Genomic DNA, 15,605 nt, shown 5'->3' on the forward strand with positions numbered 1-15,605 from the left:
GTTAGCCCAGCGCATCCAGCTTTTGTTGGGTCAGGTAAAATAGTTTGCCTTCCGGATCCAGGCTTTTCAGCGCATCCTGATAAGCTGCTTTGGCTTCTTTTTCCTGTTTTTTTGAGAGGTAAATATCGCCCAGCATGGCATTTTTCAGCCCATCAAAGCCGGTATCATTAATTGCTACCAGTGTTTTTTTTGCTTCATCCAGTGCGTTGCGCTCGATCTGCAGGCCAGCCATTTCAATCGCTGCCATGTGTTGGACAGCAGGCTCTTTCGATTCTTTCATTGCCCACTGCAATTGCGCTTCCGCTTTATCAGTCTGCTTGGCCTCATGGAGTGCACGTGCTGCAAACAAGGCTGCACGCCCTGCATAAGGGGTCATGCTGTAGTCTTTTTCCAGTGTCTGCGCCTCTGCCAGAATGCTGTCAGCCTTTTTGCTATCCACTTCAAGCAACGAAGTGCTGACCAGTGTTTGGTAGGCGTTGGATGCCGCCGTAGCCTTGCTGTTCATCCATGTCTGGTAGCCTTGCCAGCCACCATAGATGACGAGTGCTGCAATCACCAAACGCGTGGCCAGTTTACCGTTTTTATTCCACCAGGCTCTGAACTCGTCCAGTTGTTCCTGTTCTTCCAAATCATAAGCCATAACCAATACCTGTTATTTATTCTTTAAATGAAGTGCTGAACATTAGGCGATGGCAACACGTTTTGCGTGGCCGGGAATCGCGTTCAGCAATTGTTGAGTGTAAATTTCCTGGGGTGCATTATAAATGTTTTCTACGCTTCCTTGCTCAATTACTTTGCCTTTTTGCATCACCATGACTTCGTCGGCAATATGTCTGACCACGCGCAAGTCGTGGGTGATAAACAAATAACTGAGGCCCATTTCAGTTTGCAGCTGTTTAAGCAACAGCAAAATTTGCGCTTGCACAGAAACGTCGAGCGCCGAGACCGGCTCGTCACAAATGACCAGTTTGGGTTGCAAAATAAGTGCGCGCGCAATGCCGATGCGCTGGCGTTGCCCGCCCGAAAATTGATGTGGAAATTTTGGGCTATCTTCCGCCTTGAGGCCTACTTTTTCCAGCATATGCATGACTTGATCACGTTGCTGCCTGGCGTTGCCTACGCCATGAATGACCAGACCTTCGGCAATAATTTCGCCTATGCGCATACGTGGATTGAGTGAAGCAAACGGGTCCTGAAACACCATCTGGATATGTTTGCGCGCATGGCGCAAGGCCTGTTTGTCCATTGACAGAAAATCCTGCTGATCAAAAATGACCTGGCCGCTGTCGAGCGGCAGCAAGCGCATCAGCCCCCTCGCCAAGGTCGATTTCCCACTGCCTGATTCACCGACCACTGCGAGTGTCGTGCCCCGTTTCAATTGCAGGCTGACATCATCCAGAGCGCGAATGCGCGTCTTCTGCAGTCCCAGGGTGCCGCTGTGCTGGCTATACGTTTTAACCAGATGATGGGCTTGCAGAATCAAATCAGACATGGCGATATTCTCATGCAGGCGTGAGCCAGTCATAACGTATGGGTTGCAGCTGCTTTTTACCTTCTGCATCCGGCACACAGGCAAGCAGGGCACGCGTGTAGGGGTGTTGTGGTTGATTGAGCACTTGTGACACCGGGCCGCGCTCGACAATCTCCCCCCTGAACATAACAATCACGTCATCCGCAATGTCTGCCACCACGCCGAAATCATGCGTGATAAACAGCATGGCCATTTGCATCCGGTCTTTTAAGGCGTCAAGCAAACGTAACACCTGTGCCTGCACGGTCACATCTAGTGCCGTGGTCGGTTCGTCCGCAATCAGCAGGGCGGGTTCGCAGGCGATGCTCATGGCAATCATCACGCGCTGGCGCTGGCCGCCGGACAGTTCATCCGGATAACTGTCTGCACGCGCTGGATCAATGCCTACCTGTGTCATCAGGGAGGCCACTTTTTGCTTGAGTGCACTGCCTTTCAGGCCGATGTGTATCTGTAAAGGTTCGCCAATCTGGAAGCCGACTGTCAACACCGGATTAAGCGAGGTCATGGGTTCCTGAAAGATCATGCCAATTTGTTTACCACGGATACATTGCATCTGCGCATTATCCAGGCGACTGATGTCCTGGCCTTCAAACAGAACGCGCCCCTGCATCACCAGTTGTTTGGACAATAGCTGCATGATGCTGAGTGCGGTCAGACTTTTGCCGCTGCCCGACTCGCCGACAATACACGTGGTTTTGCCGCGCGCCAGCGATAGTGAGATATTCTTGACCAGCATGTGCTGCGGGTCATTGCGTGGCGAAATGCCAAGATGTTCTATGCGCAGCAGTTCAGTCATTCGATGCTGTAGACCACAGTCACGACGACACGGGCCAGTTTGTCTATGGTGGATTTGTCATAAATGCCGCCGTAGCTGTTGTCACTATCATCACCGCCGGTCGCCGATAAGATATAAAAAGCGCCCTGACTGGCAGACTTCATCACGCCAACGTTGACACCGTCCTGCTTAACAAATTCTGTGGCACGGGTGCGCGCATTTTTGGTAGCCTCTGCAATCAATGACATTTTAACGGCTTCCAGATTGCTGACCAGAAACTCGGGAGGCTGCGAGGTCACCGGATGGTTGTCAGCACGCAGGCTTAATATGGCCTGATTGGCAGCAGTGATTTTGCCAAGGTCATTACTGGTGATGTGGACATTCTGATAGCCCTCAAAGCCGCGCTGCACTTGTCGCGGATTATCGTGTATATACTCTTCTTCGTAATGCGGCCCCAGTGTCTGTACGTCTACACTGCGTGTGCTCTTGTCCAGACCTTGCTGGTCGAGAAATGCTTCCAGTACTGCACGTTCCCGGTCGATCGCTTTAATGGTTTCTGCCTGGGTAGGCGCAGTGACAGAGAGGCTGATCGTCCATTGCGCGCGGTCAGCTTTCACCGGCTTTTCTGCCAGACCCTTTACCGTGATGCTTTGCTGGCTGGAAACGGCATGTTTGGCCTGCACACCGAGTATAAATGCAGCTGAAGCCATGCCCAATGCCAGCAGCAAACCCAACACGGTCATTGCATTGAAAAACTGCTTCTGTTCAGACATCTTACCTCCCCGGATTGACTGTAGCAAAGTTGCCTGTGTTAAGTGGGTTGCACGTGCTGGAGTACCTGATCGAGCAGCAGACGTACCTGGTCGCCCTGACCCTGCATTGGCTTCAGGCTGATTTCGTCGGCCATCGCCTCGTCATCACCCAAAATAGCGGCGTAACGTGCGCCGCTCCGGTCAGCCTTTTTCATTTGCGACTTAAAGCTGCCGCCTCCAGCATGTAACACCACATTCAACCCCATACTACGCAGGCTTTCGGCAACGGTAAAAGCTTTTTGTTCTGCCAGGGTGCCCACATTCACCAGATAAATATCCGGACTGTTGCTGGCAACAACACCGTATTCCTGCATCAGTAAAAATACGCGCTCAAGGCCAATGCCAAAACCACAGGCCGGCGTGGCATTGCCACCGATGCGTTCGACCAGTGTGTCGTAACGCCCACCTCCGGCGATGGTTCCTTGTGCCCCCAATTTGGTGGTGACCCATTCAAATACGGTGCGGTTGTAGTAATCGAGACCACGTACCAGGCGGTGGTTGATGGTATAGGCAATTCGGGCTCCAGTCAGCAGTGCACACAAGCGTGAGAAATGTTCTTTGGAAGCCTCGCCCAGCACATCCATCAGCTTTGGGGCGCCTTCGCATATGGCTTGCATGCGTGGATTCTTGCTATCCAGAATACGCAATGGATTGCTTTGGAGGCGACGCTTGGCATCCTCATCCAGACCATCCATATGCTGCTCAAAATAGGCAATGAGTGTTTGGCGGTAAAGCCCACGTTCATCCGCATCGCCAATGCTGTTAATCTGCAATTCCACATCCTGGATGCCAAGGGCTTGCCACAGGCGCGCCAGCATGACAATTTGTTCGGCATCCACGTCCGGGCCATCAAATCCAAATGCCTCCACACCAATCTGGTGAAACTGGCGCTGGCGGCCTTTTTGTACGTTTTCGTGGCGGAACATCGGCCCCATGTACCACAGGCGCTGTGGCCCATTGTAGGTGAGGTTGTGTTCGACCACCGCACGCACGCACCCCGCGGTACCCTCCGGGCGCAAGGTCAGCTTGTCGCCGTTGAGCGCATCTTCCCAGGCATACATTTCTTTTTCGACGATATCGGTATGTTCACCTACGCTGCGCACAAACAGTTCGGTGGGTTCTACCAGCGGCATGCGGATATTGTTGTAGCCATACTGGCTCAAAATTCGGCGGGCTGTGTCTTCCAGTTTAAACCAGAGCGGAGTGGCTTCCGGCAGAATGTCGTAAAAGCCTTTGATGGATTGAAATTTTTGACTCATGTTTTCTGAAGAGATGTTTTGTATTGAGGGCTAAGCCGCAATGATAGGGATCACAGCCGGTCTGACTGCATGTAGCTTGCCACCTTCGGCATAATGGGTGCGGACATACTCGTCCACGATCTGTTGAAATTCCTGTGCGATATGGTCACCTTTCAGCGTGACCGTTTTTTCGCCATCGACAAACACTGGCGCCACAGGGGTTTCGCCAGTCCCCGGCAGGCTGATTCCAATATTCGCCAGTTTGGATTCGCCGGGGCCGTTCACCACGCAGCCCATGACGGCCACATTGAGATTTTCTACACCCGGATACTGGCTGCGCCATACCGGCATTTGCTGTCTGAGCCAGCTCTGGATTTGCATGGCCAGTTCCTGAAAATAGGTGCTGGTGGTGCGGCCGCAACCCGGGCAGGCGGTGACCAGTGGTGTAAATGAGCGGATGCCCATGGTTTGCAGGATCTCCTGCGCAACGACCACTTCTTTGGTGCGTGATTCATTGGGTTCCGGGGTCAGCGAGACACGGATCGTATCGCCGATGCCCTGTTGCAACAAAATGGCCAGTGCTGCGGTAGAGGCGACAATCCCTTTGGAGCCCATGCCTGCTTCGGTCAGGCCCAAATGCAGGGGGTATTCACAACGCGCGCCAAGGTCGGTATAGACTTTGACCAAGTCTTGCACATTGCTGACTTTGCAGGAAATGATGATCTGGTTCGGGTCCAGGCCCAAATCCACGGCTTGCTGCGCACTTTCCAGGGCCGACTGAATCAAGGCCTCACGCATCAGCGCATCGGCAGCCAGTGGTTCAGTCAGTTTGGCGTTGTCATCCATCATTTGCGCCATTTTGGCTTGGTCAAGACTGCCCCAGTTGACGCCAATGCGCACGGATTTTTTATAATGAATAGCCGCTTCAATCATGGCGGCAAACTGCTCGTCACGTTTGCTGCCTTTGCCTACATTGCCAGGATTGATGCGGTATTTGGCCAATGCCTCTGCACAGTCTGGATAGGCCTGCAGCAGTTTGTGACCATTAAAATGAAAGTCACCCACCAGCGGCACATTGCAGCCCAGCGTATCCAGACCTTTGCGTATGGTGGCCACTTGGGCGGCAGCTTCAGCCGAATTGACGGTAATGCGCACAACTTCGGAACCGGCTTGCCAGAGCGCATAAACCTGAGCAATGGTGACTTGTGCATCCGCTGTATCGGTATTGGTCATGCTTTGAACCACTACCGGCGAAGAAGGGGTGTTATACAGGCCGCCGCCTACTGCGACATGACCTATCATGACCTGACGGGTATTTCTGCGTTGTAACATGATTATTTGAGCTGGATACGCGCCACGCGTCCGCGTGTCGCTTGTGATAAATCATAAGGCTGGTTATCAATGCTTAGCTGGGTGCCGCTGGCATGACCCACTGTGATACTGAGTGGCTTTTCTACTGTAATAGATCGCTCGGTTCCGGCAGTCAGCACTTCGCTAAATACTTTGTTACCTTGTCCATCTTCAACTCTGATCCAGGAGTCTTCAGTAACTTTAAATGCCAATTGCGTTTTTGTCGGATTTACCGCCTTGAGTGTCGTCAAGGGCGTATTGCTGGCAGCAGGCGTAGGTGTGCTGACCACAGTGTTTTCCAATGGCTGACCGGACAGCGTTGCAGGCGTTGATGCTGTTTCATGAACGGGCTGACCTTCGCCTGAGATCGCAGGTGTTGTTTCCGCTGGCCCACCCTCAACGACCGGGGCGGGTTGAATATTATTGTTGGCAGACTCTTCAATTGGTGTGGTGACCGCAGGAGCAGGCAATTCAATATGTTCGGCTGATTGACTGATATTTCCCGCATCTAGTGGCAAGGTGGCCTCTTTTTGGGTTTGCGGCTTAATATGGTTGATATAAAAATAGGTCAGAATAGACAGCAGCAGCAAAAAAATCAACAGGTTGATATAGCGCTGTGGCCGCACAGGGCGATGTGTTTTTCCAATCACCGAGGTGTTGGCATTTGATTTCACACTGAGTGGTAACGGGGCTTCTGTTGGCACCAGTCGTTGATAAGCCGCCAGAATGGGTTCCGCTTCAACTTTTAATAATCGTGCATAGTTGCGAATGAAGCCGCGCACAATGCTTTGCTGCGGAAGCTTGGCAAAGTCGTCTTGTTCAATGGCCTGAATTTGACTGATGCCCAGTCGAAGTTGACCGGACACTTCGTGGATGCTGAGTCCCAATGCTTCGCGTGCCGCCTTTAACTGGCCACCACACGCAGACCCTGTAATGATCACTGCGGGCGCTTGTGTGGGCGCGTTTTCCATGGCCATGGCGGCCGCATACTCTTCCGGAGCCTGCGTGTGTGCAGTTTCGGTATTGGGCATGTCTGTGGCGTCGGCTATCATAGAGGGCAAATGAATATCAGAGTGCTGCATATCAGCAGCCACCTGAAAAGCCTGTTCTGACATTTTTTCGGTGTCAGCTTTGCGCTTGCGTGTGCGCTTGGGCTTGTCTGCGCCTGTAGGGGCTTCAGTACCGACCTTTGCTTGATCCTCTGCCATAACCTGCGATTACTCCACTTTTTGCAATTGTTTGGTTTCGTTTGCGTTGGGGAACAGTTTGTATAACTGTACGGTATAGAAACGTGCATCATCCTGCAGTTGCAATGCACGACAAAGCCGAATTGCCAACCATAACGATTCTGCCGTAGGTGCTACATTAACACTATTTTGCAGGGTATTTAAGGCCAAATTGGCATCGCCCCGTCCAAATTGCAAGTTTGCTAACTGATAAGCAGAGGCATGTGCCAATGGATCGATTGCCAGTCCTTTTACGAAATAAGCCTCAGCTTGCCCTTTTTGCTGATTACGCATGGCGCAGACACCGGCATTGTAATAAGCCACCTGCGGTGTTTTATACAGCGGGTTTTTGACCGCCAGCATGAACTCCTTGATCGAGGCATCATAGCGGGCCTGGTCGCACAAAAATCGACCATAGTTATTGTGGGATTCAGAGTTGCCCGGCTGTAATTGAATAGCCCGTTTAAACGCTTCTTCCGCACGTGTTTTTTCACCTAGGGTGGCATAGACCAGACCAAGCCCGTTGTAGGCCAGCGCATAGGTCGGGCTTCGCTCAATGGCTGTCGTAAATTCATCCAGGGCGACTTCGTAGCGCTGCAAACGGAAATATTCTGCTCCCAGTTCGGTATGCACGCGTGCCGATTCAACATCGCCGGTTTCACGTGTCGCCGACTGGTCATAAGGGCGCTGATCACGATCGGCAGGCGCCTGCGCACACCCGGTCAATAATAACCAAGGGGTCATGGCCAGTAACAAGATGACTTTGGTATAAGACGGAATATGCATGCCAATCTAGGAAGTTGGTTGTATAGGAATGGTTTTTTGTGTACGGCGGGTTTTATCCAGCACTTTGCCTGCCAACTGCCCGCAGGCCGCATCAATATCGTCCCCGCGCGTTTTGCGTACAGTGACCACATAACCAGCCTGCATTAACATATCACGAAACGCGCGCACCTGCATGGGCTTGGACGTGTCGTAACCGCTGTTCGGAAATGGGTTAAACGGAATCAGGTTAAATTTGCACGGAATATCACGCACCACGTTGATGAGCTGCTTTGCATGCTCCAGTGTGTCATTGATGCCATCCAGCATCACATATTCAAAGGTGACGAAATCACGCGGCGCTTTGACCAGATAACGCTCGCAGGCCGCCATCAGTGTTTTGATCGGGTATTTCTTGTTAATTGGCACAATTTCATCGCGCAGTGCGTCGTTAGGCGCATGCAGGGACACGGCCAACGCAACCGGGCAGTCTTCCTTCAGTCTGTCCATGGCGGGCACCAGTCCGCTGGTTGATAGCGTCACGCGACGACGGCTCAAGCCATACGCACTGTCATCCAGCATGATCTGCATCGCGGTCACCACGTTGTCGTAGTTGGCGAGCGGTTCGCCCATGCCCATCATGACGACGTTGGAAATGATGCGGTCATTCGCGGGCAACATGTTGTAGCCCTCTGACTGGCGCAGGGAGTGGTTGGCAATCCAGAGCTGGCCAATGATTTCAGACACGCTCAGGTTGCGATTAAACCCCTGGCGGCCTGTGCTGCAGAAAGTGCATTCGAGCGCACATCCAACCTGGCTTGAAATGCACAAGGTGCCGCGGTCATCTTCCGGGATAAACACGGTTTCGACGCTGTTGGCACTACCATCTTTTGTGTTATCGGTACCGATCAGCCATTTGCGGGTGCCATCGTCAGAGATCTGCTCGAGTTGAACGTCAGGCAGCGTAAATTCGGTTTCATTGCGCAATTTTTCGCGTAGCGATTGGGCAATGTCAGTCATTTGGTCGAGGTCTAACACCCCGAAGTGATGCATCCAGCGCATCAGTTGCTTGGCGCGAAAAGGCTTCTCGCCGATGCCGGTGAAATATTCAGCCAATTGCGGCTGGTTGAAGTTGAGCAGATTTGTCAATGTGGGTAGACCTTGAGACGGACGCCAATGCAGTTTCAGTCATCGGCGTCAGTCTATGGCTTAAAAATTAACCAAAGAAATATTTGATTTCGATGGCAGCATTTTCCAGGCTGTCAGAACCGTGCACAGCGTTGGCATCAATGCTGTCAGCGAAGTCAGCACGGATAGTGCCGGGTGCTGCGTCTTTAGGATTGGTAGCACCCATCAGCTCGCGGTTTTTCAATACAGCGTTTTCGCCTTCCAGCGCTTGAATCATCACTGGACCGGAAATCATGAATTTCACCAGATCGTTAAAGAAAGGACGCTCTTTGTGCACAGCGTAAAAGCCTTCAGCTTCTGCTTGTGAAAGTTGTACCATTTTAGCGGCAACAACTTTCAAACCTGCGTTTTCAAAACGGGTGTAGATTTGACCAATAACGTTTTTAGCAACTGCGTCTGGTTTGATAATGCTGAGTGTACGCTCTAAAGCCATGAGAACTCCAAATAAATGAATTGAACAAAAAGAAACATGCATTCTACTATTTTTAGCCGATGAGATAAACCGGATTCGTCGTCTGTTACCAGTGGACCGCGGAATAACGTCGCATTCATCGCTTTATTTTTGCGATACACTGACAATATATGCTTTATCATGAGTTGCATTACAACCATGCGTTGATTTTTTGCGTTGATTTTCTTAGGTCTAACACGAGTTTAAATAATCGCCATGACACAACTATTAAATGCCATGCACACATGCCCTGCCTGTGGGTTATTGTGTGACGATATTTCCAGCGATGCCATCGCGCGCCAGCAGTTAAGCTGTGGCAAGGCGGCCAAATTTTATGCCCGCTCTGTGAAACACCCCTCTGCACAGATCCATGGTCGGGCGGTCACCGTGCGCGAAGCTGTTAAAGCAGCCGCAACAATGCTCACACAGGCTACATCCCCGCTGGTCGCAGGCAGCAGTACCGATGTGCACGGCGCACGTGCGCTGGTCGATTTGTCACATGCTACGCATGCCAGCATGACGCACCTGAATGCCAGCAGCACCTTGCGCAATATGCAGGTATTGCAGCATCGCGGCTGGCAGACCACGACGCTGACTGAAGTCCGCAACCGCGCCGATGTGATTCTGATGATAGGCACTGATGTGGTCAGCCATAACGCGCGTTTTTTTGAACGGGTGGTGTGGGTGGATGAAGCCATGTTTACCAACGCCGCACAGCGCAAGATTATTTACCTGGGCGGTGATGATTTGAATACCAAGCCTGGCGTTTCGCCTGACGGGCATGCGCCAGAAGTGATCGCCTGTGCCTCCGCGCATTTGCCGGAAGTGGTGGCCGCCTTACGTGCGCTAGTACTGGATAAGCCCGTGACTGGCACGCAGGTGGCAGGGGTCGCTGTCAGCACATTAAAAGCATTGGCTGACACGCTGAAAGCGGCCAAATACGCTACGCTGGTATGGGTATCAAAAGACCTGCATTACGCCCATGCTGAACTTACTATAGAACACATTACCGAAACTGTCGTCGCCCTCAACCAGAAATCGCGCGCCATGGGTTTGTCCATGGGCGGCAGCGATGGCGATACCAGCGTCAACTATGCCCACACCTGGTTGAATGGGGTGATTATTGACCAGCCAGACTGGGAAAGCCATGATGTCGTGGTTTGGGTGAATAGCTACAGCCCTGATGCGATGCCGCCCGCAGGGGCTGCACCAGTGATTGTGCTTGGTGCCTCTGATAGTGCATTTGCAACGCCGCCTGCTGTGTTTATCCCGGTGGCAACGCCAGGATTAGAGTGTGATGGGCAAATGTTCCGCGTTGATGGTTCTGTAACCTTGCCTTTGACAGCAGCCAAGCCTGACGATTTACCCAGCTTGCGTGAAGTGGTCAACCAGATACTTACCACCTTGGAACAAGGAGCCTTGGCATGATTACCGTACTCAAAAATGCCAAAGTGGTAGACCCTGCCCACGGAAAAGATGGCGTGGTGCAGGATATTTACATTCGCGATGGCCGCATTGTTGCGCGTCCGGCAGCGAATGAAAAAATCGATGAGGTTTTTGATTTAAATGGCAAGATTGTCATGGCAGGCGCCATTGATATGCACAGTCATATCGGCGGCGGCAAAGTGAATATTGCCCGCATGCTGTTGCCTGAGTACCAGGAAATGCGCCGCATGCAAGAGCCTGAAGCGCATATCTGTGGCCCGAATTGCAGCCACCATGCCACACCAAATACTACCGATACCGGTATGCGCTATATCGAAATGGGCTATACCGCTGCGTTTGAACCTGCTGTGCTGGCGGTGAATGCCAGGCAGGCGCATATGGAAATGGGCGACACCCCGATGATCGACAAGGGTGGCTATGCAATGCTGGGCAACGATGATTATCTGTTGCGCCTGCTGAGCCAGAATGCTGACCAGAAAACCATTAATGACTATGTCGCCTGGACCTTGCACGCGACGCAGACCATAGGCATTAAAGTAGTGAATCCCGGTGGTATTTCAGCCTTCAAATTTAACGAGCGCCGTCAGGATCTCGACCAGTTGCACAGTTACTACAACATCACACCTCGCCGTATTTTGCAGGCCTTGAGTCGTGCGGTGAACGAGGTTGGCATTGCCAAGCCTTTGCATGTGCACTGTAACAACCTGGGTGTAGCTGGAAATTTCCAGACCACGCTAGACACCATGGGTGCCAGTGATGGCCTGCCTATGCACCTCACGCATATCCAGTTTCATAGTTACGGGACAGAGGGCGACAAAAAGTTTTCATCAGCAGCGGCCAATATTGCCGAAGCAGTGAACAAAAACAAACACATCACCGTTGATGTTGGTCAGATACTGTTCGGTCAAACCGTGACGGCTTCTGGCGATAACATGATGCAACATTTGAATGCCAAAGTCGCCAATCCGAAAAAATCGGTCATCATGGATATTGAGTGCGATGCTGGTTGTGGCGTTGTGCCATTCAAGTACCGCGATCAGAACTATGTGAACGCTTTGCAATGGGCGATTGGCCTGGAAGTATTTCTCAGCGTGGATGACCCGTGGCGTATCTTTCTCACCACCGACCATCCTAACGGCGCGCCATTTACCAGTTACCCACACCTGATTCGTTTATTGATGGATAAAACCTTCCGCAATGACGCGTTCGACAAGCTCAACCTGGATGCTCAGGCCATGAGCAATCTGAAAGCGCTGGAACGTGAATATAGCCTGTATGAAATCGCCATCATGACGCGCGCCGCGCCAGCCAAACTGATTGGTCTGCGTGACCGTGGCCATCTGGGCGAGGGCGCTGCAGCCGATATTACGGTGTATACCGAACAAGCCGATAAAGAGGCCATGTTTGCCAAGCCTGACCTGGTGTTTAAGGATGGTCAGCTGGTCGTGAAAGAGGGCAAAGTGGTGAAAGTGGTATGGGGCGCGACGCATACGGTCAAACCCGCATTTGACCTTGGCATAGAGCGCGATATCAAGCAGTATTTTGACCGCTATCACACCATGCAAATGCACAACTTTAAAATTTCTAATGACCAGATTGCGGAAGATGGCCGTAATCATGTGATTAACCATACGCAGGGGTAAATATGCAGTTAAATGGCGTAGATATTGACGACACCTTTGCCGAAGCATTTAACATGCGCGCAACGCGTGTGCTGATTACCGCACAAAACTTGCGTTGGGCGTATAACGCAGCCAATGCCATGACTGGCTTTGCCACCAGTGTGATTGGCTGTGGCGTAGAGGCTGGCATAGAGCGCGAACTGTCTGAGGATGAAACGCCCGATGGTCGCCCGGGCGTCAGCGTATTATTGTTTGCGATGGGTAGCAAAGTGCTCATGCAACAGCTGGAAACCCGCATGGGGCAATGTATTCTGACTTGCCCGACCGCCGCGGCGTTTGCCGGGATTGAGTCGGAAGACATGATCAGCCTGGGCAAGCACTTGCGCTTTTTTGGCGATGGTAACCAGATTTCCAAGCAGATCCCGGATGCTACCGGCAAACTCAAACGTTTCTGGCGCATCCCGGTGATGGATGGCGAGTTTCTGACCGAAGAAACCACCGGCATGGTGCGCGCCATTGGGGGCGGTAACTTTCTTGTGCTGGGCACCAGTCAGGCCCAGGTACTCACTGCCTGCGAGGCCGCGATTGATGCCATGCGCAAATTACCCAATGTGGTGATGCCGTTTCCGGGCGGTGTGGTGCGTTCTGGCTCCAAGGTCGGCAGCAAATATCCCAAAATGTTTGCCAGCACCAACGATGCGTTCTGCCCGACCCTGAAAGGGGCCGTCAAGAGTGAGCTTGATCCACGGGTGGAAAGCGTGATGGAAATCGTGGTCAATGGCCTCACGTTTGAAGATATTGCCATTTCCATGAAGGCTGGCATTGAAGCCGCCTGCAGTTTGGGTAAAGAGAATGGCATTTTGCGTATTTCTGCCGGTAACTACGGCGGTAAACTGGGCCAACACCACTTTAAACTGCGTCCAATTTTAAGCGGGGAGGTGACCGCATGAGCCATATCATATTCACAGCCAAACCTCTGTCACGCGCTGTAGATTGCCGTGCCTTATTGCCATTGGCTTTGCAGGGCAAAACGGTTGCCGAGATCGCCGCAATCAAGCTGGCTGCCAACCTCACGGTTGCAGAGGCGTTTGATGTCAGTGTGGATGTCGCCATAGCGGCACCGCAAGTGACCTTTAAAAAGACGACGGCCTTACACCACTCTATTGGCTTTGGCATGACGGCCGGTCAACTCAGCATTGAAGGGGATGCCGGAGATTTTCTCGGGGCACAACTGCAAAATGGCATTGTGATCTGCAAGGGCAGCGCCGGTGCACGTGCAGGTGACCGCATGCGTCGAGGCATGTTGCTGATTGAAGGCAATGCCGGTGACTACTGTGCCTCGGATATGATGGCTGGCACGCTGGGCGTACTGGGCACCACGGGTGCTTATGTGGGCTATGGCATGAAGCGCGGCACATTGCTGCTGGCACAAGCGCCCCAACTATCGGCCACCTGGGTGGATTGCGGCCCGCACAAACTGCCTTTCCTCAATATTCTGTATAAATCCTTCAAATTACTCGACAGCCGTTTTGCGCAGATTTCCAGTCTGCGTGTACAGCGCTGGATGGGTGATATGGGGGGCATCGGCAAGGCCGAAATACTGGTTATCCAGCCTTAACGGGAGATCAGCAGGCACATGCAAACGGGCTTCAGGCCCGTTTTGCTTTTTGAATCAGTGGCTTTTGAGTCAGTGCCTTGGCAGTGTTAAAATGGCGGATTATTGAATGATGCCGTCAACACCATGAGCCAATTTCTCACCGCTGCCCTGTATAAATTTGTCACGCTGGAAAACTACAAGGAGATGCAACAGCCCATCCTTGAGCACTGCCTGATGCACCGTATTAAAGGCACGTTGCTGCTGGCGAAGGAGGGCATCAACGGCACCATTGCCGGTGCGCCGGAAGATATCCGTGCCATTCTCGATTATTTGAAACAGGACCCGCGCATGGCCGACCTGGAGCACAAAGAATCCTGGGCCGACACGCACCCGTTTTACCGCATGAAGGTCAAGCTCAAAAAAGAAATCGTCACCATGGGTGTGCCAGATGTAGACCCCAATCTGGTGGTCGGCACCTATGTGAAGCCGGAGGACTGGAACGCACTGATTTCTGACCCGGATGTGATTTTGCTCGACACTCGTAACGATTACGAAGTGCATATCGGCACCTTCAAAGGTGCGGTAGACCCCAAGACCACCACTTTCCGCGAGTTTCCCAAATATGTAGCGGACAATCTGGATACCACCAAGCACAAAAAAGTCGCCATGTTCTGCACCGGCGGCATCCGTTGCGAAAAAGCCTCCTCATACATGAAGCAGCAGGGGTTTGAAGAGGTTTACCATTTGCAGGGCGGCATCCTCAAATATCTTGAAACCGTGCCTCAGGAACAAAGTCTGTGGGAAGGCGAATGCTTTGTGTTTGATCAGCGCGTGGCAGTCAAACATGGGCTTGCCGTGGGTGACCATGACCAGTGTTATGCCTGCCGCATGCCGTTAACACCCGAAGAAATGCAAAGCGAGCAATACGAAGCAGGCATCTCTTGCCCTTATTGCTACGACAAGCTGAGTGCAGAGAAAAAAGAGTCACTCAGAGAGCGCCAGAAGCAGGTCAAACTGGCTCGATTACGTGGACAAACACATATTGGCGATACGCAAAAATAAGCACTCAACCAAAGGAGCACATGATGAAACTACTGGAAAAACTCGCAGGCGAGCGCGCCGCCTTACCACCCAAATTCACTGGTAAAGCAATTTTAATGGCCGGGCTGGGCGGCATGATCGCCATCAGCATCGCCGCACTCATGAGCGCACGCCTGGACCAGTTATTGGTGCTGGGTTCGTTTGGTGCCTCCTGCGTGATTTTGTTTGCCTACCCCGATGCACCTTTTGCCCAGCCACGCAATGTCATCGGCGGTCACTTTTTAAGTTCCTTGATCGGTCTGCTAGTGGTCTCGCAGTTAGGGGTGGCTTGGTGGGCTTTGGGTCTTGCCGTTGGATTGGCGATTGCTGGGATGATGTTCACCCGCACCGTGCATCCGCCCGCAGGTTCCAACCCCGTCATTGTCTGGCTGGTTGCCAGCCAGGGTGCGTTCAGTTGGCAGTTTTTGTGGTTTCCTACCTTGTTTGGCGCCATCATCATCACCATCGTCGCGCTGATATATAACAACTTGACGCGTGAGGGCAAGTACCCAAAATACTGGTTATAA

At 52.3% G+C, this 15,605-nt stretch carries 16 protein-coding genes; 6 read left to right on the plus strand and 10 right to left on the minus strand.

Annotated features, from left to right (window positions below):
• Position 1: 1 nt before the first annotated feature.
• The 10 genes from Q9291_RS11315 to ndk all read right to left on the minus strand — a co-directional run bounded on the left by Q9291_RS11315 (position 2) and on the right by ndk (position 9,315).
• On the minus strand, positions 2-640 hold the full coding sequence (locus Q9291_RS11315) for a YfgM family protein (RefSeq protein WP_306390160.1): 639 nt from the start codon (positions 638-640) through the stop codon (positions 2-4).
• Positions 641-682: 42 nt separating this feature from the next.
• Positions 683-1,492 (minus strand): ATP-binding cassette domain-containing protein, encoded by an 810-nt coding sequence (locus Q9291_RS11320; RefSeq protein WP_306390161.1) that lies wholly within the window; start codon positions 1,490-1,492, stop codon positions 683-685.
• A gap of 10 nt (positions 1,493-1,502) precedes the next feature.
• Positions 1,503-2,327, minus strand: a complete 825-nt coding sequence (locus Q9291_RS11325) for an ATP-binding cassette domain-containing protein (protein WP_306390162.1) — start codon at positions 2,325-2,327, stop codon at positions 1,503-1,505.
• The gene (locus Q9291_RS11330) at positions 2,324-3,079 is read right to left on the minus strand and encodes an SIMPL domain-containing protein (RefSeq protein WP_306390163.1); all 756 of its coding nucleotides are present in this window, start codon (positions 3,077-3,079) and stop codon (positions 2,324-2,326) included. Before Q9291_RS11330 ends, Q9291_RS11325 begins: the two co-directional genes overlap by 4 nt.
• Positions 3,080-3,117: 38 nt before the next feature.
• Entirely contained in the window at positions 3,118-4,377 is a 1,260-nt protein-coding gene (gene hisS, locus Q9291_RS11335) for a histidine--tRNA ligase (RefSeq protein WP_306390164.1), read from the minus strand.
• Between the two features lie 30 nt (positions 4,378-4,407).
• Positions 4,408-5,688 (minus strand): flavodoxin-dependent (E)-4-hydroxy-3-methylbut-2-enyl-diphosphate synthase, encoded by a 1,281-nt coding sequence (gene ispG, locus Q9291_RS11340; RefSeq protein WP_306390165.1) that lies wholly within the window; start codon positions 5,686-5,688, stop codon positions 4,408-4,410.
• Positions 5,689-5,690: 2 nt separating this feature from the next.
• Positions 5,691-6,914, minus strand: a complete 1,224-nt coding sequence (locus Q9291_RS11345; protein ID WP_306390166.1) for a helix-turn-helix domain-containing protein — start codon at positions 6,912-6,914, stop codon at positions 5,691-5,693.
• Positions 6,915-6,923: 9 nt separating this feature from the next.
• Positions 6,924-7,718, minus strand: coding sequence for a type IV pilus biogenesis/stability protein PilW (gene pilW / locus Q9291_RS11350; protein WP_306390167.1), 795 nt, complete (start codon positions 7,716-7,718; stop codon positions 6,924-6,926).
• 6 nt (positions 7,719-7,724) lie between these two features.
• Positions 7,725-8,843: a dual-specificity RNA methyltransferase RlmN gene (gene rlmN, locus Q9291_RS11355; protein ID WP_306390168.1), complete on the minus strand. Its 1,119-nt coding sequence runs from the start codon at positions 8,841-8,843 to the stop codon at positions 7,725-7,727.
• A 67-nt stretch (positions 8,844-8,910) separates the two neighbouring features.
• The gene (ndk, locus tag Q9291_RS11360; RefSeq protein ID WP_306390169.1) at positions 8,911-9,315 is read right to left on the minus strand and encodes a nucleoside-diphosphate kinase; all 405 of its coding nucleotides are present in this window, start codon (positions 9,313-9,315) and stop codon (positions 8,911-8,913) included.
• Positions 9,316-9,549: 234 nt separating this feature from the next.
• On the opposite strand from ndk, the gene Q9291_RS11365 reads away from it, so the two are divergent.
• The 6 genes from Q9291_RS11365 (at position 9,550) to Q9291_RS11390 (ending at position 15,605) form a co-directional block, all read left to right on the plus strand.
• Entirely contained in the window at positions 9,550-10,761 is a 1,212-nt protein-coding gene (locus Q9291_RS11365; RefSeq protein WP_306390170.1) for a molybdopterin-binding domain-containing protein, read from the plus strand.
• Positions 10,758-12,422: a formylmethanofuran dehydrogenase subunit A gene (locus Q9291_RS11370; RefSeq protein WP_306390171.1), complete on the plus strand. Its 1,665-nt coding sequence runs from the start codon at positions 10,758-10,760 to the stop codon at positions 12,420-12,422. The genes Q9291_RS11365 and Q9291_RS11370 overlap by 4 nt, the downstream gene beginning before the upstream one ends.
• 2 nt (positions 12,423-12,424) lie before the next feature.
• The gene (gene fhcD, locus Q9291_RS11375) at positions 12,425-13,351 is read left to right on the plus strand and encodes a formylmethanofuran--tetrahydromethanopterin N-formyltransferase (RefSeq protein WP_306390172.1); all 927 of its coding nucleotides are present in this window, start codon (positions 12,425-12,427) and stop codon (positions 13,349-13,351) included.
• Positions 13,348-14,019 carry a GltB/FmdC/FwdC-like GXGXG domain-containing protein gene (locus Q9291_RS11380; protein ID WP_306390173.1) on the plus strand — a complete coding sequence of 224 codons (672 nt, stop codon included), beginning with the start codon at positions 13,348-13,350 and terminating at the stop codon, positions 14,017-14,019. Before fhcD ends, Q9291_RS11380 begins: the two co-directional genes overlap by 4 nt.
• A 123-nt stretch (positions 14,020-14,142) precedes the next feature.
• Positions 14,143-15,060: an oxygen-dependent tRNA uridine(34) hydroxylase TrhO gene (gene trhO, locus Q9291_RS11385; protein WP_306390174.1), complete on the plus strand. Its 918-nt coding sequence runs from the start codon at positions 14,143-14,145 to the stop codon at positions 15,058-15,060.
• A 20-nt stretch (positions 15,061-15,080) separates the two neighbouring features.
• Positions 15,081-15,605: an HPP family protein gene (locus tag Q9291_RS11390; RefSeq protein ID WP_306390175.1), complete on the plus strand. Its 525-nt coding sequence runs from the start codon at positions 15,081-15,083 to the stop codon at positions 15,603-15,605.

Origin of the sequence: Methylophilus aquaticus (assembly GCF_030769565.1) — a bacterium.
In the GTDB taxonomy this organism is placed as follows: Bacteria; Pseudomonadota; Gammaproteobacteria; order Burkholderiales; family Methylophilaceae; genus Methylophilus; species Methylophilus aquaticus.

Coding starts and splice junctions, on each gene's coding strand:
- Q9291_RS11315 (WP_306390160.1), bottom strand. CDS start 640: ATGGCTTATGATTTGGAAGAACAGGAACAACTGGACGAGTTCAGAGCC.
- Q9291_RS11330 (WP_306390163.1), bottom strand. CDS start 3,079: ATGTCTGAACAGAAGCAGTTTTTCAATGCAATGACCGTGTTGGGTTTG.
- pilW (WP_306390167.1), bottom strand. CDS start 7,718: ATGCATATTCCGTCTTATACCAAAGTCATCTTGTTACTGGCCATGACC.
- ndk (WP_306390169.1), bottom strand. CDS start 9,315: ATGGCTTTAGAGCGTACACTCAGCATTATCAAACCAGACGCAGTTGCT.
- ispG (WP_306390165.1), bottom strand. CDS start 5,688: ATGTTACAACGCAGAAATACCCGTCAGGTCATGATAGGTCATGTCGCA.
- fhcD (WP_306390172.1), top strand. CDS start 12,425: ATGCAGTTAAATGGCGTAGATATTGACGACACCTTTGCCGAAGCATTT.
- Q9291_RS11380 (WP_306390173.1), top strand. CDS start 13,348: ATGAGCCATATCATATTCACAGCCAAACCTCTGTCACGCGCTGTAGAT.
- Q9291_RS11365 (WP_306390170.1), top strand. CDS start 9,550: ATGACACAACTATTAAATGCCATGCACACATGCCCTGCCTGTGGGTTA.
- Q9291_RS11320 (WP_306390161.1), bottom strand. CDS start 1,492: ATGTCTGATTTGATTCTGCAAGCCCATCATCTGGTTAAAACGTATAGC.
- hisS (WP_306390164.1), bottom strand. CDS start 4,377: ATGAGTCAAAAATTTCAATCCATCAAAGGCTTTTACGACATTCTGCCG.
- Q9291_RS11345 (WP_306390166.1), bottom strand. CDS start 6,914: ATGGCAGAGGATCAAGCAAAGGTCGGTACTGAAGCCCCTACAGGCGCA.
- trhO (WP_306390174.1), top strand. CDS start 14,143: ATGAGCCAATTTCTCACCGCTGCCCTGTATAAATTTGTCACGCTGGAA.
- Q9291_RS11370 (WP_306390171.1), top strand. CDS start 10,758: ATGATTACCGTACTCAAAAATGCCAAAGTGGTAGACCCTGCCCACGGA.
- Q9291_RS11325 (WP_306390162.1), bottom strand. CDS start 2,327: ATGACTGAACTGCTGCGCATAGAACATCTTGGCATTTCGCCACGCAAT.
- Q9291_RS11390 (WP_306390175.1), top strand. CDS start 15,081: ATGATGAAACTACTGGAAAAACTCGCAGGCGAGCGCGCCGCCTTACCA.